The organism is Streptomyces lucensis JCM 4490 (genome assembly GCF_014650035.1).
GTDB lineage: Bacteria > Actinomycetota > Actinomycetes > Streptomycetales > Streptomycetaceae > Streptomyces > Streptomyces lucensis.
In genome coordinates, this window is record NZ_BMUE01000001.1 from 677,417 (window position 1) to 703,489 (window position 26,073).

The following is a 26,073-nucleotide window of genomic DNA, read 5'->3' on the forward strand; positions in this document are numbered from 1 at the left end:
CCGGCACCCCGTCCTAGGCTCCCAGCCTGGACGGGCACGGTCGGGAGGAGCGCGATGGAGGCGGTACCGGCGAGGGCACGCGGCTACGTGGCCGGTGTCGCCCTGCTGGCCCTGCTGTGCGTACTGCCGTTGCCGGTGACCCGCGCCCCCTGGTGGGCGATTGGCCTGCTCGCGGCCCTCTACGCGGCCTGCGAGCACGTCGTACGGCGTCGCCCGGGCGGCACGTTCTACCCCGTGCTCCTCGCCGGCGCGTTCCTGCTGCCCCCGCCCGCCGCCGCGTTCGTCCCGCTGCCCGCCGCGCTGTTCGTCCCCGCCGGGCGCGGGCCGGGCCCGGCGCGGCGGGTGTGGCGGGCCGCGCGGCCCTCGCTCGCCGTGTTCGGCGCCGCCCGGGTGCACTGGGCGCTCGGCGGCCCGGACGCCGTCGTCGCCCCGGACTTCCCGCACGCGCTGCTGCCCGCGGGCGCGGCCGTGCTCGCCTTCTGCCTCATCCTCACCGCCCTCGACGGCGGGTTGCTCGCGGCCGCCGGGCAGGCGCCGGCGCACCGGGCCTGGCGCGGGCTGCTGTCCCGCTCGCTCGCACCGGTCGCCGTCCACGGACTCGCCGGGCTGATGATGGCCGTGCTGTGGCGCAGCCCGTACGGCCCCGTCGCCGCGCTGCTCGTGCTGCCGCCGATGTGCGTCTCCTGGTGGGCGTTCGACCAGTACCACCGCGAACGCGCCGCCCACCAGGCCACGATCCGCGCCCTCGTGCAGGCCGTCGACATCAAGGACGGCTACACCCGCGGGCACAGCGAACGCGTCGGCCACGCCTCCGTGATGATCGCCCGCGAACTCGGCATGGACGACGAGCGCGTCGAGGTGCTGCGCTTCGCCGGCATCCTCCACGACGTCGGCAAGCTCGGCGTCCCCACCCGGCTGCTGCGCAAGGACGGCCCCCTCACCCCCGAGGAGCGGCGGATCATCGAACTGCACCCCGAGTACGGCCACGAGATGGTCCGCGGCATCTCCTTCCTCGGCGAGGCCCGGGCGGCGATCCTGCACCACCACGAGCGCCTCGACGGCAGCGGCTACCCCTACGGCCTGGCCGGCGGCCAGATCCCCGAGTGCGCCCGGATCGTCGCCGTCGCCGACGCCTTCGACGCCATGACCTCCACCCGCTCCTACAGCAGGGCCCGGCCCCCCGAGGCCGCCATGGCCGAGCTGGAGCGCTGCGCCGGCGCCCAGTTCGACCCCCGCATGGTCACCGCGCTCGGGCGCGCCCTGCGCCGGTGGGGGTGCCCCCGCGCGAGCGGGGCCGCGGGCGGACCAGGGGCGTATCCCGCCGTCACCGCCGACGAGCCGGCGTACCGCACCCCACCCGGCGAGCCCGTCCCCAGCACCGGAGCACCCCGGTGAGCCTCCTGCGGCTCGTCCACGGCGCCGCCGCCCTCGCCGCCGCCGGCTCCCTGGGCGTCACCCTGTGGACCGGACTCGGGGAGCGGGGCGTCGCGCTCGCCTTCGGGGCGCTCATAGCCGTCGGCGAGCTGACCCGGTGGGGCGGCGCCCAGGTACGGCAGGCGGCGCCCCTCGGCACCGCCGGATCGCTGTCCTACGCCCTGCTCGGCCCCGACGCCGGGCGGCCCACCCCGCACGGCGCCGCCCAGGTCGTCACCGTCGTGCTGGCCGCCGCCCTGCTCGGGGCCGTACCCCACATCTGGTCCGGCCGCACCGCCACCCCCGACCATCTCGCCCGCCGCGTCCTCACCGTCGGCTTCGCCGCCGTCTGCTTCCAGCCCCTCTACAACAAAGGGGCCTTCGCCTCCTGGAGCGGTTCCGCCTACGCCCTCCTGCTGATCACCCTGCTCACCCTCACCGCCCTGTGCGACGCCGTCCTGGCCGCCGCGCTGGCCCGCTGCCGCACCGGCTGGCCGTTCGCCGCCTGCCTGCGCGAGCAACTGCGCGGTCTGCTCGGCATCGGCTTCGCCGTCAGCGCCACCGGTGGCGTGATGGCGCTCGCGGTCGCCGTCGTCGGGCTGTGGGCACTGCCGGTGTTCTGCCTGCCCCTGCTGCTGACCCAGCTGTCCGTCCGCCGGTACGCGGCCGTCCGCGCCACCTACCGGCAGACCATCGCCTCCCTCGCCCGTGCCACCGAGATCGCCGGCTGCACCCCGGCCGGGCACGCCCGTCGGGTGGCCGCGCTCAGCCTCGCCGTCGGCCGCGACCTGGGCCTGACCGGCCACGAGCTGACCGTGCTGGAGCACGCGGCCCTCATGCACGACATCGGTCAGCTCAGCCTGGTCGACCCCGTCCCGGCCGGCGCCACCGCCGGCCTGCCGCCGGAGGAACAGCGGCGCATCGCCCTGCTCGGCGGGGCGGTCGTCCGGCAGACCGGTGTGGACGCGGCCGTCGCCGTCGTCGTGGAACGGCAGGCCGACCCCTGCGGCGAGCAGCCCCTCGCCGCCCGCATCGTCCGGGCGGTGAACGCCTACGAGGAGAGGACCCGGGACGCCGGTCCCGAGGACGCCCTGCGGGCGCTGGAGGAGCTGCGCCTCGGCACCGCCGGGGACTACGCTCCCGACGTGGTGGAGTCACTCGCCCGGGTCCTCGCGCAGCCGCGGCTGTGGCGTGAGGGTTCGCCGGCCGGGGCCGGCGAGAGACGGACAGCACTGTCTGACCCCGTCCCCGGCTGGGTAACCCATGGGTAATGAGCGACTCTCCCGGCGTACGTGGTTGGATGCGAGGGAGAGGGTGTCCGGGGGCACAAGCCAGCCCACTGTGCGGAACTGGAACTGGCAGGCGGGAATCGTGAGGATCTTCGGCAAGGGACGGCACCGGCCCTCCGCCTCCTGGCGGCAGGCCACCGACCGGGCGTTCACGCTGATCGGCGACGGCCGGTACGAGGACGCGGGCGAGCTCCTGACGCGGGCCGCCGACCTGGAGCCCTGGCTGTCGGAGTCCTGGTTCAACCTCGCCCTGCTGCACAAGTTCCGGCACGACTGGGAGCAGGCGCGGGCTGCCGGACTGCGGGCCGTGGCCCTGCTCGACCGGGAGACCGGCGCCCCCGACTGGTGGAACGTGGGCATCGCCGCGACCGCCCTGCAGGACTGGCCGCTGGCCCGCCGCGCCTGGCAGGCGTACGGGCTGAAGGTGCCCGGTGGCGCCTCACGGCCGAAGGCCGGGGCGGGCGCCGCGTCCGGTGAGCCCGTCGGCATGGAGCTGGGCAGCGCGGCCGTGCGGCTCTCCCCGGAGGGGGAGGCCGAGGTGGTGTGGGGGCGCAGGCTGGACCCGGCGCGGATGGAGGTGCTGTCCATCCCGCTCCCCTCGTCCGGACGGCGCTGGGGCGAGGTCGTCCTGCACGACGGCGTCCCGCACGGCGAGCGCACGACCTCCGCCGGGCCTGCCTACCCGGTCTTCGACGAGATCGAGCTGTGGGCGCCGTCCCCCGTCCCCACCTGGGTGGTCCTGCTGGAGGCGGCCACGGAGGCGGACCGGGACGCGCTGGAGCAGCTCGCGGCCGACGCCGGGTTCGCGGCGGAGGACTGGTCCTCGTCGGTGCGGCTGCTGTGCCGGATGTGCTCGGAGTCGCGGATGCCCTCGGACGAGGGCGAGGGTGTGCACCTGGACCCCCACGACCACAGTGAGCCCGGTCACCCGGGACCGCTCGGCCACCGGACGGACGGACAGCTGTGGGTGCCGGAGCGGGAGTGCGGGCTGGCCGCACCGGCCGCGCTGGTCCGCGGGCTGCTGGACGGCTGGGTGGCCGACAGCCCGGACTCGCGGGACTGGCGGGATCTCGAAGAGGTTTGCTGACCACCGGTGACCGGCCACCTTTAGGCTGTACCCGAGATTTCCAGGCTTGCAGGAAGGCATACGTCGGTCATGGCGCAGCAGGACACCGATCAGCAGCACGCGGGCGTGCTCCCCGTCGACGACGAGGGTTACGTCGTCGACACGGAGGACTGCGAGGAGCGCGAGACGTCCTGGCGGCAGCGCGGGACCTCGCGCCCGATCACGGTCGTCGGCAACCCGGTGCTGCACAAGGAGTGCAGAGACGTCACCGAGTTCGGCGAGGAGCTGCAGCAGCTGGTCGCGGACATGTTCGCCAGCCAGCGCACCGCCGAGGGCGTGGGCCTGGCCGCCAACCAGATCGGCGTCGACCTGAAGGTCTTCGTCTACGACTGCCCCGACGACGAGGGCGTGCGGCACGTCGGCGTGGTGTGCAACCCCAAACTCGTCGACCTGCCCGCCGAGAAGCGCCGGCTGGACGACAGCAACGAGGGCTGCCTGTCCGTGCCGACCGCGTACGCGCCGCTCGCGCGCCCCGACTACGCCGAGGTGACCGGCCAGGACGAGCAGGGCAACCCGGTCAGGGTGCGCGGTACCGGTTACTTCGCACGCTGTTTGCAGCACGAGACGGACCACCTCTACGGCTCGCTCTACATCGACCGTCTGTCCAAGCGGGACCGCAAGGACGCGCTGCGGCAGATGGCCGAGAACGAGCCCCGTTACCCCGTGGTCGCCAACGACTAGACGGAGCCGGGCCGTTGGGGCGCCCGGCCGGGAACGATCCCGGCCGGGCGCCCCTTCGTGTACGTGCATTCGTTCATATGTGCGTCGTACAACCTGCCGTCGTTGCGCCCCTAAAGATCCCTAATCGGTCACGCAAGGGGGGAATCTCGGCACCTTGGGGTGGTGAGTGATGCAAATCCGTTCCCACGGCGGTCAGTTGTGTTGCTGAATGGAGTGCGGAGATACGCAACGGCGCACGCCCGGCGATCGGGCGGGGCGTGCGCTCCTGGCGGCTGGAAGGGGTTGTTCTGTGCAAGCTTTCCCACGCGGCACGACAGCGACACCGACGGCGGTCGTGGTCCCACCCTCACTGGCACTCCCGGTGGTCGAGTCCGCCTTTCCCCGGCGACTGCACCCGTATTGGCCCAGGCTTCAGGAGAAGACACGGCAGTGGCTGCTGGAAAAACGCCTCATGCCGGCGGACAAGGTGCGGGAATATGCCGATGGACTGTGCTACACCGACCTCATGGCGGGGTACTACCTCGGCGCCCCGGACGAGGTCCTGCAGGCCATCGCTGACTACAGCGCCTGGTTCTTCGTCTGGGACGACCGCCACGACCGCTACGTCGTCCACGGCCGGACCGGCGACTGGCGTCGGCTGAGGTACCGCCTGCACGCGGCCCTCGACGCGCCGAGGCACCACCTGCGCCATCCGGACCCACTGGTCGGCGCCTTCGCCGACAGCGTGCTGCGGCTCTACGGTTTCCTGTCCCGCACCTGGAACCAGCGTTTCGCCCGGCACTTCCACGCGGTGATCGAGGCCTACGACCGCGAGTTCCGCAATCGCAACGAGGGGCGCGTTCCCCGTGTCGAGGAATACCTGACCCTGCGCCGGCACACCTTCGCTCACTGGATATGGACGGACCTGCTGGAACCGAGCGCCGGATATGAATTCCCGGACGCGGTGAGGAAAAAACCCGCCTATCGCCGGGCCGCTCTGCTGAGTCAGGAATTCGCCGCCTGGTACAACGACCTCTGTTCGCTGCCGAAGGAAATCGCGGGCGACGAGGTCCACAATCTCGGCATCAGTCTCATCACCCACGAGGGGCTGACACTCGAGGAAGCCGTGGACGAAGTCAGGCGGCGCGTCGAGCGGTGTGTCAGTGAATTCACCGAAGCCGAACGGGACGTACTGCGGCTCGCCGACGACCTGGCCGACGGAACCGTCCACGGCAAGGAATTGAGCTCCGCGGTCCGTACCTGCGTCGGCAATATGCGCAACTGGTTCAGCACCGTCTACTGGTTCCACCACGAGTCCGGCCGGTACCGGGTCGACAGCTGGGACGACCGGTCCACACCCCCGTACGTCACCAACGAAGCGGCAGGTGAGAAATGACCGTCGAGTCCGTGCGGCCCGCATCCCCCGAGACGGCCGGACTGCGCGAACCGCCCCTGGCCCCAGGCGCCGTGCCGGTCCTCGGACACGGCCTGAAGCTGGTCCGCGACCCGCTCGCCTTCATGTCCCGGCTGGGCGACCACGGGGACGTCGTACGCCTCCGGCTCGGCCCCAAGACGGTGTACGCCGTCACCACGCCGGCGCTCACCGGCGCACTGGCCCTGAGCCCCGACTTCCGGATCGACGGACCTCTGTGGGAGTCCCTCGAAGGGCTGCTCGGCAAGGAGGGCGTGGCCACCGCGAACGGCCCCCGGCACCGGCGTCAGCGGCGCACGATCCAGCCCGCGTTCAGGCTGGACGCGATCCCGCGGTACGGACCGGTCATGGAGCAGGAGGCGCACGCGCTGACCGAGCGCTGGAAGCCCGGCGAGACCGTCGACTGCACCTCCGAGTCCTTCCGGGTCGCCGTCCGCATCGCGGCCCGCTGCCTGCTGCGCGGCGAGTACATGGACGAGCGCGCCGAGCGGCTGAGCACCGACCTCGCCACCGTCTTCCGCGGTATGTACCGCAGGATGGTGGTCCCGCTCGGACCGCTGTACCGGCTGCCGTTCCCGGCCAACCGTGAATTCAACCGGGCGCTGGCCGATTTGCATCTGCTGGTCGACGAGATCGTCGCCGAACGGAGGGCATCTGGTCAAAAGCCGGACGATTTGCTGACGGCATTGCTGGAGGCGAAGGACGACAATGGCGACCCCATCGGGGAACAGGAGATCCACGACCAGGTCGTCGCGATCCTCACCCCCGGCAGCGAAACGGTCGCGTCCACGGTCATGTGGCTGCTGCAGGTCCTCGCGGAGCATCCGGAACACGCCGAGAAGGTACGGACCGAGGTCGAATCCGTGACCGGTGGCCGACCCGTCGGATTCGAGCACGTCCGCGCCCTTACCCACACCAACAATGTCGTCGTCGAGGCCATGCGGCTGCGGCCCGCCGTATGGATATTGACGCGGCGCGCGATCAAAGACACCGCCCTCGGCGGCTATCGCATTCCGGCCGGGGCGGACATCGTCTACAGCCCCTACGCCATCCAGCGCGACGCCCGGTCCTACGACCGCCACCTCGAGTTCGACCCCGACCGCTGGCTGCCCGAGCGGGCCGGGGAGGTGCCCAAGTACGCCATGAGCCCGTTCAGCGTCGGCAACCGCAAGTGCCCCAGCGACCACTTCTCCATGGCCCAGCTGACCCTGATCACCGCGGCGGTCTCGGCGAAGTACCGCTTCGAGCAGGCCGGCGGTTCGGACGACGGCACCCGCGTGGGCATCACGCTCCGCCCGCACGACCTGCTGCTGCGGCCGACGCCCTGGTAGGGCACCCGGCGGGATGGCGGCGGGACAGCGGCGGGACCCGGTCGGCCGCGGCAGGGGGCGGCGGACGCCGGCCCGGTACCGGCGCGCGCTCAGGCGGCCTCAGGGCCCCGGAACGCGCGCCGGTAGGCGTTCGGGGTCGTCCCGAGCGCCCGCACGAACTGGTGCCGCAGCGCGGCCGCCGTACCGAAGCCGGTGCGCCAGGCGATCGCGTCCATCGTCTCGTCGGTACCCTCCAGCAACTCCTGTGCCAGCAGGACACGTTGCCGCAGGATCCAGCGGTAGGGGGTGGTCCCCGTCTCCTGCTGGAAGCGGCGGGCGAAGGTGCGCGGTGCCATGTGTGCGCGGGCGGCGAGCTGCTCGACGGTCAACTCCTCGTCGAGGTGGGCCTCCATCCACGCCAGGACCTCCCCGACGGTGTCGCACGAGGTCTTGGGCAGCGGCCGCTCGATGTACTGCGCCTGTCCGCCGTCCCGGTGCGGAGGCACCACCATCCGGCGGGCGATCTTGTTGGCGACCTCCGGGCCCTGCTCCTTGCGCACCAGGTGCAGACAGGCGTCGATCCCGGCGGCGGTGCCGGCGGAGGTGATGACCGGGTCCTCGTCCACGTACAGGACGTCCGGTTCGACCCGCAGCCGGGGATAGCGCCGGCCGAGCTGCTCGGCGTGGTGCCAGTGCACCGCGCACCGGCGGCCGTCCAGCAGCCCGGCGGCCGCGAGCACGAACACCCCGGAACACACGCTGAGCACCCGGGCGCCCCGGTCGACGGCCCGCCGCAGCGCCGCCAGCAGCTCCTCGGGGTACTCGCGCACCGCGTAGGTCTCGCCGGCCGGCACGGCGATCAGGTCCGCGTCCTCCAGCCGCTCCAGGCCGTACGGCGTCGACACGGTGAACCCGCAGTGGGTGCCCAGCTCGGGACCCTCGGCCGAGACCACGGCGAAGTCGTACACCGGCAGCCCCTCGTCGCTGCGGTCGATGCCGAACACCTCGCACACGACACCCAGCTCGAAGGGATGCACCCCGTCCAGCAGCACTGCGGCCACGTTCTTCAGCATGGCACCAGTGTGCCCCGGAAGTGGCAGCAATTCGAGGGTGTGCGGCAGTCCTGCCACTCCCGGTAAGGGGCATCAGGCGCGACAGTGGTGTCCATGAACGGAAACCAGATCGAAGCCCTCATCGGAATGCTCCTCACCTTCGGACTCCTGGTCCTCATGATCCTCCCGTCGGCGATCGGCACCGTGCACGACTGGCGTACCGACCGCCGGATCCGGCAGGCCCAGGAGGCCCGGGGAGAGAGGACGGCTCAGAAGTCCTCGTCCAGGTCGACCGTGCCCTCCACCGCCACCTGGTACGCCGACGCGCGGCGCTCGAAGAAGTTCGTCAGCTCCTGAACGCCCTGCAGCTCCATGAAGGAGAAGGGGTTCTCCGAGCCGTACACCGGAGCGAAGCCGAGGCGCGTCAGGCGCTGGTCGGCGACGCACTCCAGGTACTGCCGCATCGAGTCGGTGTTCATGCCCGGGAGACCGTCACCGCACAGGTCGCGCGCGAACTGCAGCTCGGCCACGACGGCCTCCCGCAGCATGTCGGCGACCTGCCGCTCCAGCTCGTCGTCGAAGAGGTCCGGCTCCTCCTTGCGGACGGTGTCGACCACGTCGAACGCGAAGGACATGTGCATGGTCTCGTCGCGGAACACCCAGTTGGTGCCGGTGGCGAGACCGTGCAGCAGACCCCGGCTGCGGAACCAGTAGACGTACGCGAACGCGCCGTAGAAGAACAGCCCCTCGATGCACGCGGCGAAGCAGATGAGGTTGAGCAGGAAGCGGCGCCGGTCCGCCCGGGACTCCAGGCGGTCGATCTTCTCGACCTCGTTGATCCACTTGAAGCAGAACCCGGCCTTCTCGCGGATGGAGGGGATGTTCTCCACGGCCGCGAACGCCGCCGCCCGGTCGTCCGGGTCGGGCAGGTAGGTGTCGAGCAGCGTCAGGTAGAACTGCACGTGCACGGCCTCCTCGAACAGCTGCCGGCTCAGGTAGAGCCGCGCCTCCGGGGAGTTGATGTGCTTGTACAGCGTCAGCACCAGGTTGTTCGCGACGATCGAGTCGCCCGTCGCGAAGAAGGCCACCAGACGGCCGATCAGGTGCTGCTCGGCCGGCGTCAGCCTCGCCAGGTCGGCGACGTCCGAGTGGAGGTCGACCTCCTCCACGGTCCAGGTGTTCTTGATGGCGTCCCGGTAGCGCTCGTAGAAGTCGGGGTAGCGCATGGGGCGCAGGGTCAGCTCGAAGCCCGGGTCGAGCAGGTTCTGGGATCGGTTCGTCACTGGCAGGCCTCGCAGGACTCGGGGTTCTCAAGGGAGCAGGCGACGGCCTCGGGGTCGGTGGCCTGCTGGACGGGGACGGTCTTCGGGGGCTGCGCCTTTCCCTGGGCGGCACGGGCGATACGGGTCGCCGGGCGCGAGCGCAGGTAGTACGTCGTCTTCAGCCCCTGCTTCCAGGCGTACGCGTACATCGAGGAGAGCTTGCCGATGGTCGGCGTCTCCAGGAACAGGTTGAGCGACTGCGCCTGGTCCAGGAACGGCGTGCGGGCCGCCGCCATGTCGATCAGACCGCGCTGCGGGATCTCCCACGCCGTGCGGTACAGGGCCCGTACCTCGGCCGGGATCCAGGCGAAGTCCTGCACGGAGCCGTTGGCCTCGCGCAGCGCCTCGCGGGTACGGGCGTCCCACACGCCCAGCTCCTTGAGATCCCTCACCAGGTACGAGTTCACCTGCAGGAACTCGCCGGACAGCGTCTCGCGCTTGAACAGGTTGGACACCTGCGGCTCGATGCACTCGTAGACGCCCGCGATGGAGGCGATGGTCGCGGTCGGGGCGATCGCGAGCAGCAGCGAGTTGCGCATGCCGACGGAGGCGATCCGCTCGCGCAGCGCCGCCCAGCGCTCCGGCCAGGCCGGCGCCACGTCGTAGTGGTCGGGGTGCAGGACGCCCCGGGCCGTACGGGTCTTCTCCCAGGCCGGCAGCGGGCCGTTGCGCTCGGCCAGGTCGGCCGAGGCCTCGTAGGCGGCGAGCATGATGCGCTCGGCGATCCGGGTGGACAGGGCCCGGGCCTCGGGGGAGTCGAAGGGCAGGCGCAGCTTGAAGAAGACGTCCTGCAGGCCCATCGCGCCGAGGCCCACCGGGCGCCACCTGGCGTTGGAGCGGCCCGCCTGCTCGGTCGGGTAGTAGTTGATGTCCACGACGCGGTCGAGGAAGGTGACGGCCGTGCGGACGGTGGCGTCCAGCCGCTCCCAGTCGAGGTCGCCCGACGCCGTGTCGACGAACGCGCCCAGGTTGACCGAGCCCAGGTTGCAGACCGCGGTCTCGCCGTCGTCGGTGACCTCCAGGATCTCCGTGCAGAGGTTCGAGGAGTGGACGACGTGGCCCGGGAGCGCCGTCTGGTTCGCCGTCCGGTTGGCGGCGTCCTTGAACGTCATCCAGCCGTTGCCGGTCTGCGCGAGGGTGCGCATCATGCGGCCGTACAGGTCACGGGCCGGGATCGTCTTCCGGGCCAGGCCCGCCGCCTCGGCCTTGCGGTAGGCGGCGTCGAACTCCTCGCCCCACAGGTCCACCAGCTCCGGCACGTCCGCCGGGGAGAACAGCGACCACTGCCCGTCGGCGGCGACCCGGCGCATGAACTCGTCCGGGATCCAGTGCGCGAGGTTCAGGTTGTGCGTACGGCGGGCGTCCTCACCGGTGTTGTCGCGCAGCTCCAGGAACTCCTCGATGTCGGAGTGCCAGGTCTCCAGGTACACGGCGGCGGCGCCCTTGCGCCGGCCGCCCTGGTTGACGGCCGCCACCGAGGCGTCGAGGGTCTTCAGGAACGGGACGATGCCGTTGGAGTGCCCGTTGGTGCCCCGGATCAGCGAACCGCGCGAACGGATGCGGGAGTACGACAGACCGATGCCGCCGGCGTGCTTGGACAGGCGGGCGACCTGGTGGTAGCGGTCGTAGATGGAGTCCAGCTCGTCCAGCGGGGAGTCCAGCAGGTAGCAGGACGACATCTGCGGGTGTCGGGTGCCGGAGTTGAACAGCGTGGGGGAGGAGGGCAGGTAGTCGAGGCGGCTCATGAGCCCGTAGAGCGCCGCGACCTCGTCGACCGAGCGGGCGGTGTCGTCCTCGGCGAGACCCGCGGCGACCCGCAGCATGAAGTGCTGGGGCGTCTCGACCACCTTGCGGGTGATCGGGTGCCGCAGCAGGTAGCGGCTGTGCAGCGTGCGCAGGCCGAAGTAGCCGAAGCGGTCGTCGGCCGCCGTGTCGATCAGGGCGTCCAGCCGCCCGGCGTGCAGCCGCACGAACTCGGCGGTCCGGTCGGAGACGAGCCCTTCCCGGTGCCCCACGGCGACGGACCCGGTGAACGAGGTCACGCCCTGCGAGGCGGCCTCCTCGCGGATGGTGAGCGTCAGCAGGCGGGCGGCCAGCCGGGAGTAGGCGGGGTCCTCCGCGATCAGGCCGGCGGCCGCCTCCGTGGCCAGCTCGCGCAGTTCCGCGGCCATTTCGGCGGCGGCCCGCGCGGACCGGCCGCGCAGCGCGGCGGCGGCGACCCGGCCGGGGTCGGCGTCGGGGAGGTCGGCGGTCAGCTCGGTCAGGGTCCGCAGCAGCGCGGCACCGGGACCGTCGGTCTCCAGCTCGCTGACTGAAGCCGGATCGGCTGGCGCGATGGTCACGTGGGGCTCTCCCTCGCTCGGCACAGGGCCTGGCGGAGGGCAGGGCGCAGCCGCGAGCGCGCGGGGCGCCGCGTCCACCGGCCCACTCCACGAGGCCCGGACGTCATCAGCGCCCGGACCGGACGGCCGGGCGCGCTGCCGACAGGTCCTCGGACTGAACAGGCGTGCGGACGCACGCGAGTACACCGTTGCGGGACAGTTCCGGATTCACACCGGATTCCCCTGCGGCGACAGCGAGGATGAGCATACATCTAGTGCCGGGCTGCCGTGGCACCCCCACATGTTGTGTCTGCAGGGTGACGTGACGACCCCGGAGGATCAGCGGGCCCCGGCGGCGGCGCACCGTCCGGGCGCACGCGTGGCTGACGGGCCCGTGCGCCCGGCGCCGCCGTCAGTGCGCGGACCCCGCCGTGGCCGGCGGGAGCTCCACCTCCACTCCCGGGTCGCCCGCGTCGGCCGTGTAGTCCTCCGGCCGGGTCCGGTCGACGCCCTCGGGGGCCTTCAGCGCCTTCAGCACGAACGTCAGGACCACCGTGACGACGACGTTGAGGACGAAGGCCGTCAGGCCGATGTAGCCGATCTCGCCGATGCCGGGGATCTCCTTGGCGTTGCCGCCGAAGTGCGCCTGGGTGGGCGACGCGATCCCGTACGCGGCGACGGTGCCGTACACCATGCCGGCCGCCCAGCCCGCCAGCAGCGCCCAGCGGTGGAACCACCGGGTGAACAGGCCGCCGACCAGGGCCGGGAAGGTCTGCAGGATCCAGATGCCGCCCAGCAGCTGGAAGTTGATGGCGACCGTCTTGTCCATGGTCAGGACGAAGACCAGCGCGCCCACCTTCACCAGCAGCGACACGATCTTGGAGACCCGGGTCTCCTCCTTGGCCGTGGCGTCCGGCTTGATGAAGTCCTTGTAGATGTTGCGGGTGAAGAGGTTCGCCGCCGCGATGGACATGATCGCCGCCGGCACCAGCGCACCGATGCCGATCGCGGCGAAGGCCACGCCGGCGAACCAGTCCGGGAACATGTCCTCGAACAGCTGCGGGATCGCCAGCTGGCCGTTGGTGACCTTCACCCCGGCCGCGATCGCCATGAAGCCCAGCAGCGCCAGCAGGCCCAGCATGAGCGAGTACAGCGGCAGGATCGTGGTGTTGCGGCGGATCACCTCACGGCTGCGCGAGGAGAGCGTCGCCGTGATCGAGTGCGGGTACATGAACAGCGCGAGCGCCGAGCCGAGCGCGAGCGTCGCGTACGTCCACTGGCCCGCCGGGGCCGGCACCAGTCCGCCCGCGCCCGCCTTCGTGAACTTCTCGCCCGCCTTGGCGAAGACGTCGTCGAACCCGCCCAGCTTGATCGGAATGTAGATGATCGCCACCGCGATGACGATGTAGATCAGCGCGTCCTTGACGAACGCGATCAGCGCGGGCGCGCGCAGACCCGACGAGTACGTGTACGCCGCCAGCACGCCGAAGGCGATGAGCAACGGCAGGTCCTTCACGAACCAGTTGGTGTTCTCGCCACCGCCGACGCCCATCACGTCCAGTACCGCCTGGATGCCGACGAGCTGGAGCGCGATGTACGGCATCGTCGCCAGGATGCCGGTGACCGCCACGGCCAGCGACAGGCCCTTGGAGTCGAACCTGCCGCGCACGAAGTCCGAGGTGGTGACGTACCCGTGGCGGTGCGAGACCGACCACAGACGCGGCAGGAAGGTGAAGATGAGCGGGTAGACCAGGATCGTGTACGGCACCGCGAAGAAGCCGGACGCGCCCGCCGCGTAGATGGCCGCCGGCACGGCGACGAAGGTGTACGCCGTGTACAGGTCGCCACCGAGCAGGAACCAGGTGACCCAGGTCCCGAACGACCTTCCGCCCAGGCCCCATTCGTCCAGCGAGTGCTCGTTCTCGGCACGGCGCCAGCGGGCGGCCAGGAAGCCCATGACCGTCACGGCCAGGAAGAAGAAGATGAAGACGCCGAGCGCGACGCCGTTGACATCGTTGTTCACTTCGCCGCACCTCCCTTCGCCGCCGCGCGGGAGCGCTGGTCGTGCTGCCACAGCCGGTACGCGAGCACCGTGAGCGCGGTGGAGATCAGCACCCAGAGCATCTGGTACCAGTAGAAGAACGGGATCCCGATGAACGTGGGATCCGTCTTGGCGAACGAGCCGACCCACAGCATCGCCACGAAGGGCGCGACGAGACACAGGCCGATGATCACCCGGGCCGGTGTGACGACCGGGGGTCTCACTTCAGGTGTTTCGGACATGGCACGGCTCCGTCCCCTCGCTGATCACCTGTAATGCGCAGGCAATCTAGGTGACGGCGTCAGGGCACGGGAAGACCTCGTCCGCATATCGGCATGTCGATTTCGGGGTGGCGGTGTGAAGACGCCGACTCCCTTGCGCCCCCGGGTGCTTCGCCCTCACTCCTCCGGGCGCTTGAGGCGGGCCACGAACTTGTACCGGTCCCCCCGGTACACCGACCGCACCCACTCCACCGGCTTGCCCTCGCGATCCAGGGAGTGCCGGGAGAGCATCAGCATCGGCAGGCCCACGTCGGTGCCGAGCAGCCCTGCCTCGCGCGGAGTGGCCAGGGAGGTCTCGATGGTCTCCTCGGCCTCGGCGAGGTGGACGTCGTAGACCTCGGCGAGCGCGGTGTACAGGGACGTGTACTTCACCAGCGATCGGCGCAACGCCGGGAAGCGCTTGGCGCTCAGGTGCGTGGTCTCGATGGCCATGGGCTCGCCGTTGGCCATGCGCAGCCGCTCGATGCGCAGCACGCGCCCGCCGGAGGTGATGTCGAGCAGCCCGGCGAGCCGGTCGTCGGCCGTGATGTAGCCGATGTCCAGCAGCTGGGAGGTGGGCTCCAGACCCTGGGCGCGCATGTCCTCGGTGTAGGAGGTGAGCTGCAGCGCCTGGGACACCTTGGGCTTGGCGACGAACGTGCCCTTGCCCTGGATGCGCTCCAGCCGCCCTTCCACGACCAGCTCCTGCAGGGCCTGGCGCACGGTGGTGCGGGAGGTGTCGAACTCCGCCGCCAGCGTCCGCTCGGGCGGGACCGGTGTGCCGGGCGCCTGCGTCTCCGTCATGTCGAGCAGGTGCTTCTTCAAGCGGTAGTACTTGGGCACGCGCGCGGTACGGACGGTCGTGCCGGCCTCGTTCTCCGCACTGCTGACGTCGGTGCTCATGCTCTGCCTTCCCGGCTCCGGATGCCGAAGCGACCGACCTGGCATCGGCCACGGCTCACATCGTGGCACGGCTTCGTGTCCCAGGAATCCCCCCGCACGCTCCGTGATCTCCTGTATACCGTCGCACCCGGGGTTGGTCTAGTCCATCGGCCGGCGGCGGGGTCCGCCGGCCCGCTTCTGGTCCGGTCCGCTAGATGCCCTGCCAGTCGGGCTTGTGCGCGTAGGTGTGCCGGAAGTAGTGGGCGAGCTTCAGCTTGGACGCCGCCGCCTCGTCGACGACCACCGTCGCGTGCGGGTGGAGCTGGAGCGCGGAGGCCGGGCAGACGGCCGCGACCGGGCCCTCGACCGTGGCGGCGACCGCGTCCGCCTTGCCCTCGCCGGTCGCGAGCAGCACCAGGTGCCGGGCCTCCAGGATCGTGCCGATGCCCTGGGTGATGACGTGGTGCGGGACCTGCGTGATGTCGCCGCCGAAGAAGCGGGCGTTGTCGACCCGGGTCTGCTCGGTCAGGGTCTTGATCCGGGTGCGCGAGGCGAGCGAGGAGCACGGCTCGTTGAACCCTATGTGCCCGTCGGTCCCGATGCCGAGCAGCTGCAGGTCGACCCCGCCGGCTGCGGCGAGCGCCCGGTCGTACGCCTCGCAGGCCGCCTGCACGTCCTGTGCCGTGCCGTCCGGGCCGAGGAACGCCTCCAGGTCCGTCCCCAGCGGCTCCAGCACCTCCCGGCGCAGCACCGAGCGGTAGGACTCGGGATGGTCGGCGGGCAGTCCGACGTACTCGTCGAGCTGTGCGATCCGCGCCCGTGAGGCGTCCACGGCGCCGGAGCGCACCTTCGCGGTCAGCGCCTGGTAGACGGGCAGCGGGGTGGAGCCGGTGGCCACGCCGAGCAGGGCGTCGGGCTTGCGTCGCAGCAGTTGCGCCATGGCCTCGGCGATCAGCTCGCCACCCGCCGCGGCGTCCGGAACGATGACAACTTCCACGCTGGGCCTGCCGTTCTGAAGAGGACTCTGTGCTTCTCCATGTGGTTTAGACCAATCTAACAGAAGCGGCGTTCGCCGGGCCTGGAAGAAATGGGGGCGCTCGCGAAAATTGCCATGGACATCTGGCCCCACGACCGACCCGGGCGGGCTAGGCTGCGTGGCATCGCGTGCCATGCGGCGCGGGCGTCTTCGGAGAAGCCCGCAGCACCATGGACACGCCTTCATGGTCTAGTCCACAATCTCAAGTGAACAAGCCTCCGCCCTCCCCGCACAGGAAGGCGGACCGAGGAACCGGAGCTCTCTGCCCTGACTGCCCCGGATCCTCGACCTTCGGCCGGCCGGGACCGCACACCCCGCGGCCGATGATGCTCCGGGCTGCGGTGCCGGCAGGGTTGAGGGTCCCTTCCAGGCGCCGCGGCCCGCGGGTGTTTTCCGGCCACCGCGAAGCCCCGGGTACGCTCGCAGCGTGCCCTCCATGAACGAACTCGTACGCCAGCACACAGCCCTCGACGACTCCGACCTCGAGTGGCTCCACCTGCTGGTGTCGGAGTGGCAGCTGCTCTCCGACCTGTCCTTCGCCGACCTCGTCCTGTGGGTCCCCACCCGGGACGGCACCCGGTACGTCTCGGTCGCCCAGATGCGCCCCAACACCGGCCCGACCTCCTACCAGGACGACATGGTCGGCCACCTGGTCCCCCGCGGACGCCGGCCCATGCTGGACGCGGCGCTGGACGAGGGCCGGATCGTGCGCGAGGGCGACCCGGAGTGGCGCGAGGAGGTCCCGGTACGGGTCGAGTCCATCCCCGTGCGGCGCGAGGGCCGCGTCCTCGGTGTGATCGCCCGCAACACCAACCTGCTCACCGTCCGCACCCCGAGCCGCCTGGAGCTGACGTATCTCCAGAGCGCCTCGGACCTCGCGCAGATGATCGCGGCCGGTTCCTTCCCCTTCCCCGGCCAGCAGGTCGACATGGACGCCTCGCCCCGCGTCGGCGACGGGCTGATCAGGCTGGACGCGGACGGCATCGTCCAGTACGCCTCCCCGAACGCCCTCTCCGCCTACCACCGCCTCGGTCTCGCCGCCGACCTGGTCGGACACCACCTCGGGCGGACCACGGCCGAACTCGCCCCGACCCGCGGCCCGGTGGACGAGGCGCTCGCCAAGGTGGCCAGCGGCTGGGCGCCGCGCGAGTTCGAGATCGAGGGCAACGACGGGGCGATCCAGTTCCGGGCCATTCCGCTCAAGCCCAAGGGCACCCGCATCGGGTCGCTGGTGCTGTGCCGCGACGTCACGGAACTGCGCCGCCGCGAACGCGAGTTGATCACCAAGGACGCCACCATCCGGGAGATCCACCACCGGGTGAAGAACAACCTCCAGACGGTCGCCGCCCTGCTGCGTCTGCAGGCCCGGCGCATCGACTCCGAGCGGGGCCGGGAGGCGCTGGAGGAAGCCGTACGGAGGGTCGGTTCGATCGCCATCGTCCATGAGACGCTTTCTCAGAACCTGGATGAGCGCGTGGAGTTCGACGACATCGCCGACCGGGTGCTCGCGATGGTCGCCGAGATCTCCCCGGGCAAGGTGACGGGCCGGCGCAGCGGCCGGTTCGGCATACTCGACGCCGAGGTCGCCACCCCGCTGTCGATGGTCCTCACCGAGGTGCTGCAGAACGCGCTGGAGCACGGGTTCCGCCAGGGGGACACCGGCACGGTCGAGGTGTCCGCCGTCCGCGGCGGCACCACGAAGGAGGCCCGTCTCCTGGTCACCGTCCAGGACGACGGCGTCGGCCTGCCCGAGGGCTTCGATCCGCACCGCTCGGGCAACCTCGGTCTGCAGATCGTACGGACCCTGGTGGAAGGCGAAATGGGCGGAACCTTCGACATGGTGCCGGCCCCGGAACGAGGCACGCGAGTCATCCTGGACATTCCGGTGCGGGCGCAGAAGTAGGCCAAGTCGGCCGTGCCGTCCCCGAATTGGGAGGTGGCATTGGCCGGCACAGCAAAAAGCCCCGGACCGTATTCGGTCCGAGGCTGATGCTCGTTGCTGCTCCGCTATGTCGCTAAGCGCATCGGGGGATACTGCGCGCTGCGGCTCGGGGGCGGGAGATGCGTACGTGCTGTACGCGCCGCCAAGCTCAGGCTGTCAGCAGGGGTGGGTTTGTCAGGCGGAGGCCTGACGGGCCCGGTTGCGGGCGGCGCGGCGCTTCATCGCGCGGCGCTCGTCCTCGCTGAGACCACCCCAGACGCCGGAGTCCTGACCGGACTCGAGCGCCCACTGCAGACACTGCTCGATAACCGGGCAGCGACGGCAGACGGCCTTGGCTTCCTCGATCTGCAGCAGCGCAGGACCGGTGTTGCCGATGGGGAAGAAGAGCTCGGGGTCTTCCTCGCGGCAAACGGCGTTGTGACGCCAGTCCATGGCTGCTACCTCTCCTTGGTATTACGTGCGGATTGCTTGTGAATGTGAACGCTTTCACGAATCCCTCAACAAGTGAAGGGCCGACCGCCGAGTCTTCCCCGGCGTGGTCCTTGGTTTGAAGAGGGGTTCCGGTGATCACTGGAGGCCGGTCCTGCGGGCCGTCCTGATCGCCACGTAGAGACTCGCAAACCTCAGCGGCGGATACAACCCCTTCCGGAAAGTTTTTTTGGATTCCTCGGTGTCGACTAGGTCACAGCCGTACTTCCATGGGGTGGATCCTGGCCTAAACGTTCGAGTGAAAGGACTTTCGCCCCTTCCGCTCACACAATCACACGCAGTGCACGGCGTACGCCTGTGAACGTCACGCTGGTTCGCAGCCCCAGGTGGTCACCGTCCATCTGGAGGGGCAGCGGAGCCTTCGAATGCAAGGTGAAACGGTCCAGATCGTGCAGGGAGAGGGCGTGCTTGCCATGGGGTCCCCGCTCGGGGGACGAAGTGAGCAACTGGGTGCCATACCGGGCAACCGCGGCCGTCGACAGGCGGCTGAGACCGAGTACGTCGATGCCGGTGTCGAACGAGGCCCTGGGTGACGTGTACATGGGGCGATTGCCGAGATACGTCCAGGGCGACGTGTTCGAGACTATGGCGACCACGAGGTCCTCGACCGGATCGGCACCCGGCCGTTCGAGCGTGATCTTTCCGTGCCGGCGGTTCGGCTCGCCGAGGAACTGACGTATCACCTGACGCACGTACAACGCGTGCGTCGACTTCTTGCCCCGCTCCCGCTGCTGCTCGACCCGGCCGACGACGCCCGCGTCGAACCCTAGCCCGGCGTTGAAGGTGAACCAGCGGTCCGGCACGGCCTCGTCCTCGGTGCCGGGCGTGCCGGAGGTCAGCCCGAGGCCGACGATCCGCTCCCGGCCCTCGCGCAGGGCGTCCAGCAGGGCGCCGGTGGCCTCGACGGGGTCGTTGGGCAGACCCAGGGCGCGGGCGAAGACGTTCGTGGAACCGCCGGGGACGACGGCGAGACCGGGCAGCCGCTCGGGGGCGGGGCCCGCGTGCAGGAGGCCGTTGACGACCTCGTTGACCGTGCCGTCGCCGCCGAGGGCCACCACCATGTCGATGTCGTCGGTCTCCGCCGCCTGCCGGCCGAGGTCGCGCGCGTGACCCCGGTACTCGGTGGTGACGACCTCCAGCTTCATCTCGCTGGCCAGCGCGTGGATCAGAACGTCACGCCTGCGTGCGCTTGTGGTGGTTGCCGCCGGATTGACCACGAGAAGTGCACGCATGCATGGCAGCGTACCTACTGGGTGGTACCCGGCCCATACCGAGGTAGGGATCGGGTAAGAGGAGAGGGCGTGAGCCTGGACACTCGGTGTGTGCCGGGGTCGGCGGGCGCCGGGGACACGGGTGCGGGAGGGCACCCCGGAGCACGAGGGCTACCCTGCTGGGGTGAGCAGTGAGCGGAAAGCCGTCCAGGACACCACGGACACCCCCGAACCCGTCGCCGCCGGGCCGCGCCCGCGCCGGCTGACGTACGCGGCCGCGCTGGCCGCCGTCGAGGGGGCCGGCCTGCTGGCCGGCGGCCTGTGGGTGCTCGTCCTCGGTCTCACCGGCGAACCGGACGGCCGGCAGCAGGCCGTCACCCTCGGGATCACCCTCGCCGTGCTGGCGCTGCTGCCGCTGCTCGCCGCACGCGGGCTGCTGCTGCGCCGTGGCTGGAGCCGTGGTCCCGCGGTGATCACGCAGGTGATAGCCCTCCCGGTGGCCTACAGCCTGCTCCAGGCCGACAGCATGGCCATCCCGGTCGGTATCGCCCTGGCGGCGGCCGCGCTGACGGCGCTGGTGCTCCTCGTCAACGGCGAGACGACCCGGGCCCTCGGCATCAAGGGACCGGGCCGGACCGAGTAGGGGGGCGTCCTACTCCTCCACCAGCAGCTTCTCCCGCAGCTGGGCCAGTGTGCGGGCCAGCAGCCGGGAGACGTGCATCTGCGAGATGCCGACCTCCTGCGCGATCTGCGACTGGGTCATGTTCCCGAAGAAGCGCAGCAGCAGGATGCGCTTCTCCCGCGGCGGCAGGTCCTCCAGCAGCGGTTTGAGGGACTCGCGGTACTCCACGCCCTCCAGCGCCTCGTCCTCGGCGCCGAGGGTGTCGGCGACCGCCGGGGACTCGTCGTCGGTGTCGGGAACGTCCAGGGACAGCGTGGAGTACGCGTTCGCGGACTCCAGGCCCTCCAGGACCTCCTCCTCGGAGATGGCGAGCTTCTCGGCCAGCTCGTGGACCGTGGGGGAGCGGCCGTGCAGCTGGGACAGCTCCGCCGTGGCCGTGGTCAGCGCGAGCCGCAGCTCCTGCAGCCGGCGCGGCACACGGACCGCCCAGCCCTTGTCGCGGAAGTGCCGCTTGATCTCGCCGACGACGGTCGGGGTGGCGTACGTGGAGAACTCCACCCCGCGCTCCGGGTCGAACCGGTCGACGGACTTGATCAGGCCGATCGTGGCGACCTGGGTGAGGTCGTCCAGCGGCTCGCCACGGTTGCGGAACCGGCGCGCCAGGTGCTCCACGAGCGGCAGGTGCATACGGACCAGCTGGTTGCGCAGCTCCGCGTACTCGGGGCTGCCCTCCCTCAGTCCGCGCAGCTCGACGAACTTGGCCCGCGCCCCGCTGCGGTCCTGGGGGTCGTGGTGCGGGGCCTGCACGGCCTCCGCGCGCACCGCGTCGTCCCCGGCGTACCGCTCGTGCTCGCTCATGGTCCCGCCCGTAGCCCTTCCCCGAGCCCTCGCCCCCGAGCGGCCGGCGGGGGAGGCACCGCCAGCCCCCGTCGGCGGCACGCCCGGCGCGGCCGTGTCGGCGTCGCTGCGCGCGGAGTCGTCCTCCGGGTGCGGCCTGGCCTGCTCGGGGATGCCGTCGATGCCCTCCGCCGTGCGCCGGGAACCGTCCCGGGGAGTCTCCCCGGACGTCTCGGCCGCGGTCGGCCAGGGGGCACCCCCGTCCCCGGCCGGCAGCTCGCGTGTGCCGCGCTCTTCGTCCCGCACCGGACCGTCCCCGTTCCTCACGCCGGCCCGGGACCCGCGCCGCGCTGTTTGTAGAGGCTGATCGACACGGTCTTGTCCTCGTCGACGGCGGACGAGACCTTGCCGGCGAGGGCCGACAGCACGGTCCAGGCGAAGGTGTCCCGCGAGGGGGCGTGCCCGTCCGTGGTCGGCGCCGACACCGTGACCTCCAGCGAGTCGTCGACCAGCCGGAAGACGCAGCTGAGCACGGAGCCGGGGACGGCCTGCTGGAGCAGGATCGCGCAGGCCTCGTCCACGGCGATGCGCAGGTCCTCGATCTCGTCCAGGGTGAAGTCCAAGCGGGCCGCCAGACCGGCCGTGGCCGTCCGCAGCACCGACAGGTAGGCACCCGCAGCCGGAAGCCGGACTTCCACGAAGTCCTGGTTCGCCGCGGGCTCGCCTGCGATCTGGGACACCCTCACCTCCATGGTGGTACAAGCTCTACGGGGCCGAGGGTCGCCCCCCGGGGTAACGCGTACGTGGTTCCGCGGTGACGCTATCGCGCTCCGAACGTTCCTGTCCCGGGACCCCAACCCCCTGGCGTCACTCACAGTAAAGCTGTGGATACGCTCCGTGTCTAGAGGGTTCGCGTGACCAAATGGGAAGAGCGCGCGCCGGATTGACGTACCCAGGCGTCAGGCGCTCGAACCGTCGTGCGGCCGCGGCCGCAATGCAGTGTCACACGAAATGGCGGCCGAGGGGGAACGCGGTGGACGGCGGCGCGCTCAGACCAGTACGTGGTCCACGAAACACCACCGCCAGTCCTCGCCCGGTTCGAAGGTCCGCATCACCGGATGCCCTGACTTCTCATGATGCTCCGTCGCGTGCCGTCCCGGGGAGGAGTCGCAGCAGCCGACGTGACCACAGGTCAGGCAGAGCCGCAGCTGCACCGGGTGCGTGCCGTCCCGCAGGCACTCCGGGCAGGTCTGGTTCAGCGCCTCCGGTTCCGGGTGCGGCAGCGCGTCGGCGTGCGTGCACTGTTTCATGATTGCCAGATTACGACGGGTGTGCGGGTGACCGCGCGGAAAAAGAGGCGGGGACGACATGGACGTGATGCCGCTGCTGTTGCTGGTGGCGGGGAGCGCGGCGGTGGCGGGGGCCGCGCGGCGCACGCCGGTGCCCGCGCCCCTGCTGCTGGTCGCCGCCGGCCTGGCGGTCTCCTATCTCCCCGGGGTCCCCCACTACGCGCTGGACCCCGAGGTCGTGCTGCCCCTGGTGCTGCCTCCGCTCCTGTACAAGGAGGGCACCGAGAGCTCGTACCTCGACCTGCGCGCGCAGAAGCGGCCCGTGGGACTGCTGTCGATCGGGTACGTGCTGTTCGCGACCCTCGCCGTCGGCTGGGTCGCCTACCTCGTCGTCCCCGGGCTGCCGCTGCCCGCGGCCCTGGTGCTGGGCGCGGTGGTGGCGCCGACGGACGCGGTCGCGGCCGCCGCGATCGCCCGCCGGGTGGGTCTGCCGTCCAGGATCACCACCATCCTGCAGGGCGAGTCGCTGCTCAACGACGCCACCGCGATCACCGCCTACAAGGTGGCCCTCGCCGCCGCCGTCGGGGCGGGCGCCACCTGGGCCGGCGGGATCGGTGAGTTCCTGCGGGCCGCGGTCGGCGGGGTCGTCGTCGGTCTCGTGCTGATGATGCCGATCCACTGGCTGCGCACGCATCTGACCGAGGCGCTGCTGCAGAACACCCTCTCCCTGCTGATCCCCTTCGTCGCCTACGGCGTGGCCGAGCAGTTCCACGGCTCCGGCGTCCTCGCGGTCGTCGTGGTCGCGGTCTATCTCGGGCACCACGCGTGGGAGGTCGACTTCGCCACCCGGCTCCAGGAGGAGGCGGTGTGGCGCATGGTGGCCTTCCTGCTGGAGTCGGCGGTCTTCGCGCTGATCGGCCTCCAGCTGCCGGTGGTGATCCGCGGCATCCGGCAGTACCAGGGCATCGACGCGCTCTGGTACGCGGTCGCGGTCTTCGCCGTGGTGGTCGTGGCCCGGTTCGTGTGGGTGTACCCGGCCGCGTTCCTGCCGCGCCTGCTGTCCCGACGGGTCCGGGAGCGGGAGGAGAACCCGACCTGGCGGGCGCCGATCGTGACCTCCTGGGCCGCGATGCGGGGAGTGGTCTCGCTGGCCATCGCCTTCTCGATCCCGCTGACGGTGGACGACGGCAGCCCCTTCCCGCAGCGGAACCTGATCCTCTTCCTGACCTTCGCCACCGTCATCGGCACACTGGTCGTCCAGGGCCTGACCCTCGCCCCGCTGATCCGCCTGCTCCGTTTCCCGGGCCGCGACCGGCAGGCCGAGACGCTCGCCGAGGCCAACGCCCAGGCGCAGGCCTCCCGGGCCGCCGAGACCCGCCTCGACGAACTCCTCACCGACGAGCGCAACACCCTGCCCCCACCGCTCGCGGAGCGGCTGCGCCAGGTCCTGGAACGCCGCCGCAACGCCGTCTGGGAGCGCCTCGGCCAGACCAACCCGGTCACCGGCGAGTCCGTGGACGACACCTACCGCCGGCTGTCCCGCGAGATGATCGGTGCCGAACGCGAGGTGTTCGTCAAGCTCCGCGACCACCGCTACATCGACGACGAGATGCTCCGCACCCTGTTGCGCCGGCTCGACCTGGAGGAGGCCGCCGCCTTCCGGGAGGAGGCGTGAGGCGGGCGCGCCGGCCGTGATCAGGCGGTCAGCACGGCCGCCACGGCCGTACCGCGCGGGAACGCCCCTTCCCCGGCGAGCGCGGCGAGCGCGTAGAGCAGTTTGGCGACATACAGCCGCTCCACCGGCACCCCGTGCCGCTGTTCGAAATCCTGGGCGAACGCTTCCAGTTCGGCGGGCACGCGCGCGTACCCGCCGAAATGGAACCGCTCGTCGAGCGACCAGTGACCCCGCCGGCCGCCGAAGGCCTCCTCCTGCAGGCGGCGTATGTCACCCTCCAGGAACCCGCCCCTGAGCACCGGCACCCCCATCACCCGCTGCCCCGCGCCCAGCCCGGCCGCCAGACCGGCCAGCGTGCCGCCCGTGCCGCAGGCGATCGCCACCACGCCGGCCCGCCCCCGCAGCTCCTCGCCCAGGGCCCCGCAGCCCCGTACCGCCGCCGCGTTGCTGCCGCCCTCCGGCACCACGTACGCGTCCCGCGCACCGGCCGCCCGGAGCATGCCGGCCAGCGTCCGCGGCTCGGTCTTGCGCCGGTACGCCGCCCGGTCCACGAAGTGCAGGCGCATGCCGTCGGCCGCGCACCGGGCCAGGGACGGGTTGAGCGGGCGGTCCGCCAGCTCCTGCCCGCGGACCACGCCGACCGTGGGGAAGCCGAGGAGGCGGCCCGCGGCGGCGGTGGCCCGCAGGTGGTTGGAGTAGGCGCCGCCGAAGGTGACCAGCGGCCGTCCGCCCGCCGCCTCGATGTTCGGCACCAGCTTGCGCCACTTGTTGCCGATCAGCTCCGGATGGATCAGGTCGTCGCGCTTGAGGAGGAGACGGACGCCGTGGCGGTCGAAACGGTCGTCGCGCACCTCCTGGAGCGGGGAGGGGAGGCGGGGAGCGAGCGGGGCGGTGCTGGTCACGGTTCATTGTCACCCGCGGGATCGTCGCCCTGAAGGGGCACCGGGAACCGCCTGACCGGCCAGCGGGGACGGGCGGCCCGTGGCGGGCACGCCCTACTCCCCGCCCGCCTCCCGCAGCCGCTTCTCGATCCGCCTGCGCAGCCATGCCATCGAGAACCCGCGCGGGTCCACCTTGCCCGGCTGCCACTCCCGGTGGCCGATCACCGACCGCTGCGTCCAGTCGTGCCGCCGGCACACCGCGGCCGCCGCCCGCACGATCGCCTCAAGCTGGGCCTCGGGCCACGGGTCCTCGCCGTCGCCCAGGTTCTCGCACTCGAAGCCGTAGAAGTGCCGGTTGCCGTCGGTGTTCGCCTCGGTGTCCGGCGGCAGGCCCTTCTCGGCGATGACGGCCCTCAGGACGTCGTCGTCACCGAGCCCGGCGTGGTTGGTGCGGCCGTAGCCGACGAGGTGGACCATGCCGTCCTTGGTGATCACGCCGTGGCACAGCGGGCCCGGCAGCGCCGGGTCGCCGTCGCGGCAGATCTCCACCGTGCGCGCGCTGCCCCGGGTCACCGTGTGGTGGATCATCACGCCGTGGACGGGACCCCAGGGGCCCTTGTGGTTGCGGTTGTGGTGCCGCCAGTCGCCGACCTCGACGACCGTGAGGCCCTCCGCCCCGAGGGCGTCCAGGAACTCGCCGGCGGACATGGGTGGGGCCATGACCGACTCCTTCGTGCCGTGCCGTGCCCGGTGACCGCCGGCGGCGGCCACCCCGTACCGCGGGCTTCTACCGAAACCGGACGTCGCGGACACATCGTTCGGACGGCGTGCGAGCCGATCCGGACATGACGGGCATCCGGGCCGGTCATGGACAAGATCCCTCTTTCTGCCCAGTAGTGCGATGATCCATTCCCGCTCTTTCGGGTAATGGTGCGGGCACGTTGCGTGATGGAACGCTGGTGTGTGAGACCGGTGTGCGAGTC

At 71.2% G+C, this 26,073-nt stretch carries 24 protein-coding genes and 1 riboswitch; of the genes, 10 read left to right on the forward strand and 14 right to left on the reverse strand.

What is annotated here, in order from left to right:
• Positions 1 to 54 precede the first annotated feature (54 nt).
• From IE177_RS03085 to IE177_RS03110, 6 genes are all read left to right on the forward strand, one after another.
• On the forward strand, positions 55 to 1,395 hold the full coding sequence (locus tag IE177_RS03085) for an HD-GYP domain-containing protein (RefSeq protein WP_190013122.1): 1,341 nt from the start codon (positions 55 to 57) through the stop codon (positions 1,393 to 1,395).
• Entirely contained in the window at positions 1,392 to 2,684 is a 1,293-nt protein-coding gene (locus IE177_RS03090; RefSeq protein WP_190013123.1) for an HD-GYP domain-containing protein, read from the forward strand. Before IE177_RS03085 ends, IE177_RS03090 begins: the two co-directional genes overlap by 4 nt.
• 100 nt (positions 2,685 to 2,784) lie before the next feature.
• A complete protein-coding gene (locus tag IE177_RS03095) occupies positions 2,785 to 3,789 on the forward strand; it encodes a hypothetical protein (protein WP_190013124.1) in 1,005 nt (334 codons plus the stop codon).
• 69 nt (positions 3,790 to 3,858) lie between these two features.
• Positions 3,859 to 4,509, forward strand: coding sequence for a peptide deformylase (def, locus tag IE177_RS03100; protein WP_190013125.1), 651 nt, complete (start codon positions 3,859 to 3,861; stop codon positions 4,507 to 4,509).
• 289 nt (positions 4,510 to 4,798) lie between these two features.
• The gene (gene cyc1 / locus IE177_RS03105; protein ID WP_373305000.1) at positions 4,799 to 5,884 is read left to right on the forward strand and encodes an epi-isozizaene synthase; all 1,086 of its coding nucleotides are present in this window, start codon (positions 4,799 to 4,801) and stop codon (positions 5,882 to 5,884) included.
• Positions 5,881 to 7,251 (forward strand): bifunctional albaflavenone monooxygenase/terpene synthase, encoded by a 1,371-nt coding sequence (locus IE177_RS03110; RefSeq protein WP_190013127.1) that lies wholly within the window; start codon positions 5,881 to 5,883, stop codon positions 7,249 to 7,251. The genes cyc1 and IE177_RS03110 overlap by 4 nt, the downstream gene beginning before the upstream one ends.
• 89 nt (positions 7,252 to 7,340) lie before the next feature.
• Here the strand turns inward: IE177_RS03110 and IE177_RS03115 are convergent, their stop codons facing one another.
• Positions 7,341 to 8,303 (reverse strand): GlxA family transcriptional regulator, encoded by a 963-nt coding sequence (locus tag IE177_RS03115; protein WP_190013128.1) that lies wholly within the window; start codon positions 8,301 to 8,303, stop codon positions 7,341 to 7,343.
• Between the two features lie 93 nt (positions 8,304 to 8,396).
• Here IE177_RS03115 and IE177_RS03120 point away from each other — a divergent pair, with 93 nt between their 5' ends.
• The gene (locus IE177_RS03120) at positions 8,397 to 8,639 is read left to right on the forward strand and encodes a hypothetical protein (protein ID WP_190013129.1); all 243 of its coding nucleotides are present in this window, start codon (positions 8,397 to 8,399) and stop codon (positions 8,637 to 8,639) included.
• Here IE177_RS03120 and IE177_RS03125 read toward each other — a convergent pair.
• From IE177_RS03125 to nagB, 6 genes are all read right to left on the reverse strand, one after another.
• Positions 8,552 to 9,565 (reverse strand): ribonucleotide-diphosphate reductase subunit beta, encoded by a 1,014-nt coding sequence (locus IE177_RS03125; RefSeq protein ID WP_190013130.1) that lies wholly within the window; start codon positions 9,563 to 9,565, stop codon positions 8,552 to 8,554. The two genes, IE177_RS03120 and IE177_RS03125, sit on opposite strands and share 88 nt — an antisense overlap.
• Positions 9,562 to 11,946, reverse strand: coding sequence for a ribonucleoside-diphosphate reductase subunit alpha (locus IE177_RS03130; RefSeq protein WP_190013131.1), 2,385 nt, complete (start codon positions 11,944 to 11,946; stop codon positions 9,562 to 9,564). Before IE177_RS03130 ends, IE177_RS03125 begins: the two co-directional genes overlap by 4 nt.
• Before the next feature lie 123 nt (positions 11,947 to 12,069).
• Positions 12,070 to 12,193, reverse strand: a riboswitch (cobalamin riboswitch).
• Positions 12,194 to 12,337: 144 nt separating this feature from the next.
• Entirely contained in the window at positions 12,338 to 13,948 is a 1,611-nt protein-coding gene (mctP, locus tag IE177_RS03135; RefSeq protein WP_190013132.1) for a monocarboxylate uptake permease MctP, read from the reverse strand.
• Positions 13,945 to 14,208 (reverse strand): DUF3311 domain-containing protein, encoded by a 264-nt coding sequence (locus IE177_RS03140; RefSeq protein ID WP_190013133.1) that lies wholly within the window; start codon positions 14,206 to 14,208, stop codon positions 13,945 to 13,947. Before IE177_RS03140 ends, mctP begins: the two co-directional genes overlap by 4 nt.
• Before the next feature lie 156 nt (positions 14,209 to 14,364).
• A complete protein-coding gene (locus IE177_RS03145) occupies positions 14,365 to 15,129 on the reverse strand; it encodes a GntR family transcriptional regulator (protein ID WP_190013134.1) in 765 nt (254 codons plus the stop codon).
• 190 nt (positions 15,130 to 15,319) lie between these two features.
• On the reverse strand, positions 15,320 to 16,105 hold the full coding sequence (gene nagB / locus IE177_RS03150; protein ID WP_190013135.1) for a glucosamine-6-phosphate deaminase: 786 nt from the start codon (positions 16,103 to 16,105) through the stop codon (positions 15,320 to 15,322).
• A gap of 466 nt (positions 16,106 to 16,571) precedes the next feature.
• Here nagB and IE177_RS03155 point away from each other — a divergent pair, with 466 nt between their 5' ends.
• Positions 16,572 to 18,047 (forward strand): sensor histidine kinase, encoded by a 1,476-nt coding sequence (locus IE177_RS03155; RefSeq protein WP_190013136.1) that lies wholly within the window; start codon positions 16,572 to 16,574, stop codon positions 18,045 to 18,047.
• Positions 18,048 to 18,260: 213 nt separating this feature from the next.
• Here the strand turns inward: IE177_RS03155 and IE177_RS03160 are convergent, their stop codons facing one another.
• On the reverse strand, positions 18,261 to 18,518 hold the full coding sequence (locus IE177_RS03160; RefSeq protein WP_003992873.1) for a WhiB family transcriptional regulator: 258 nt from the start codon (positions 18,516 to 18,518) through the stop codon (positions 18,261 to 18,263).
• Positions 18,519 to 18,838: 320 nt separating this feature from the next.
• Positions 18,839 to 19,807: a diacylglycerol/lipid kinase family protein gene (locus tag IE177_RS03165; RefSeq protein WP_190013137.1), complete on the reverse strand. Its 969-nt coding sequence runs from the start codon at positions 19,805 to 19,807 to the stop codon at positions 18,839 to 18,841.
• 163 nt (positions 19,808 to 19,970) lie between these two features.
• On the opposite strand from IE177_RS03165, the gene IE177_RS03170 reads away from it, so the two are divergent.
• On the forward strand, positions 19,971 to 20,429 hold the full coding sequence (locus tag IE177_RS03170) for a hypothetical protein (RefSeq protein ID WP_190013138.1): 459 nt from the start codon (positions 19,971 to 19,973) through the stop codon (positions 20,427 to 20,429).
• Between the two features lie 9 nt (positions 20,430 to 20,438).
• Here IE177_RS03170 and IE177_RS03175 read toward each other — a convergent pair whose 3' ends face one another.
• The 3 genes from IE177_RS03175 to IE177_RS03185 form a co-directional block, all read right to left on the reverse strand.
• Positions 20,439 to 21,572 (reverse strand): RNA polymerase sigma factor SigF, encoded by a 1,134-nt coding sequence (locus tag IE177_RS03175; RefSeq protein WP_373305001.1) that lies wholly within the window; start codon positions 21,570 to 21,572, stop codon positions 20,439 to 20,441.
• Positions 21,569 to 21,985 (reverse strand): ATP-binding protein, encoded by a 417-nt coding sequence (locus IE177_RS03180; RefSeq protein ID WP_009190566.1) that lies wholly within the window; start codon positions 21,983 to 21,985, stop codon positions 21,569 to 21,571. The genes IE177_RS03175 and IE177_RS03180 overlap by 4 nt, the downstream gene beginning before the upstream one ends.
• Before the next feature lie 309 nt (positions 21,986 to 22,294).
• Complete coding sequence (locus tag IE177_RS03185; RefSeq protein WP_190013140.1) at positions 22,295 to 22,555, reverse strand: UBP-type zinc finger domain-containing protein; 261 nt, start codon at positions 22,553 to 22,555, stop codon at positions 22,295 to 22,297.
• A 58-nt stretch (positions 22,556 to 22,613) separates the two neighbouring features.
• Here IE177_RS03185 and IE177_RS03190 point away from each other — a divergent pair, with 58 nt between their 5' ends.
• Positions 22,614 to 24,209 (forward strand): Na+/H+ antiporter, encoded by a 1,596-nt coding sequence (locus IE177_RS03190; protein ID WP_190013141.1) that lies wholly within the window; start codon positions 22,614 to 22,616, stop codon positions 24,207 to 24,209.
• Positions 24,210 to 24,229: 20 nt separating this feature from the next.
• Here the strand turns inward: IE177_RS03190 and IE177_RS03195 are convergent, their stop codons facing one another.
• Entirely contained in the window at positions 24,230 to 25,111 is an 882-nt protein-coding gene (locus IE177_RS03195; RefSeq protein ID WP_190013142.1) for a 1-aminocyclopropane-1-carboxylate deaminase/D-cysteine desulfhydrase, read from the reverse strand.
• Positions 25,112 to 25,204: 93 nt separating this feature from the next.
• Positions 25,205 to 25,810, reverse strand: coding sequence for an N-acetylmuramoyl-L-alanine amidase (locus tag IE177_RS03200; RefSeq protein ID WP_190013143.1), 606 nt, complete (start codon positions 25,808 to 25,810; stop codon positions 25,205 to 25,207).
• Positions 25,811 to 26,073 lie beyond the last annotated feature (263 nt).

Coding starts and splice junctions, on each gene's coding strand:
- IE177_RS03140 (WP_190013133.1), bottom strand. CDS start 14,208: ATGTCCGAAACACCTGAAGTGAGACCCCCGGTCGTCACACCGGCCCGG.
- IE177_RS03165 (WP_190013137.1), bottom strand. CDS start 19,807: ATGCGTGCACTTCTCGTGGTCAATCCGGCGGCAACCACCACAAGCGCA.
- IE177_RS03145 (WP_190013134.1), bottom strand. CDS start 15,129: ATGAGCACCGACGTCAGCAGTGCGGAGAACGAGGCCGGCACGACCGTC.
- IE177_RS03085 (WP_190013122.1), top strand. CDS start 55: ATGGAGGCGGTACCGGCGAGGGCACGCGGCTACGTGGCCGGTGTCGCC.
- IE177_RS03110 (WP_190013127.1), top strand. CDS start 5,881: ATGACCGTCGAGTCCGTGCGGCCCGCATCCCCCGAGACGGCCGGACTG.
- IE177_RS03190 (WP_190013141.1), top strand. CDS start 22,614: ATGGACGTGATGCCGCTGCTGTTGCTGGTGGCGGGGAGCGCGGCGGTG.
- IE177_RS03115 (WP_190013128.1), bottom strand. CDS start 8,303: ATGCTGAAGAACGTGGCCGCAGTGCTGCTGGACGGGGTGCATCCCTTC.
- def (WP_190013125.1), top strand. CDS start 3,859: ATGGCGCAGCAGGACACCGATCAGCAGCACGCGGGCGTGCTCCCCGTC.
- IE177_RS03160 (WP_003992873.1), bottom strand. CDS start 18,518: ATGGACTGGCGTCACAACGCCGTTTGCCGCGAGGAAGACCCCGAGCTC.
- IE177_RS03120 (WP_190013129.1), top strand. CDS start 8,397: ATGAACGGAAACCAGATCGAAGCCCTCATCGGAATGCTCCTCACCTTC.
- IE177_RS03185 (WP_190013140.1), bottom strand. CDS start 22,555: ATGAAACAGTGCACGCACGCCGACGCGCTGCCGCACCCGGAACCGGAG.
- IE177_RS03200 (WP_190013143.1), bottom strand. CDS start 25,810: ATGGCCCCACCCATGTCCGCCGGCGAGTTCCTGGACGCCCTCGGGGCG.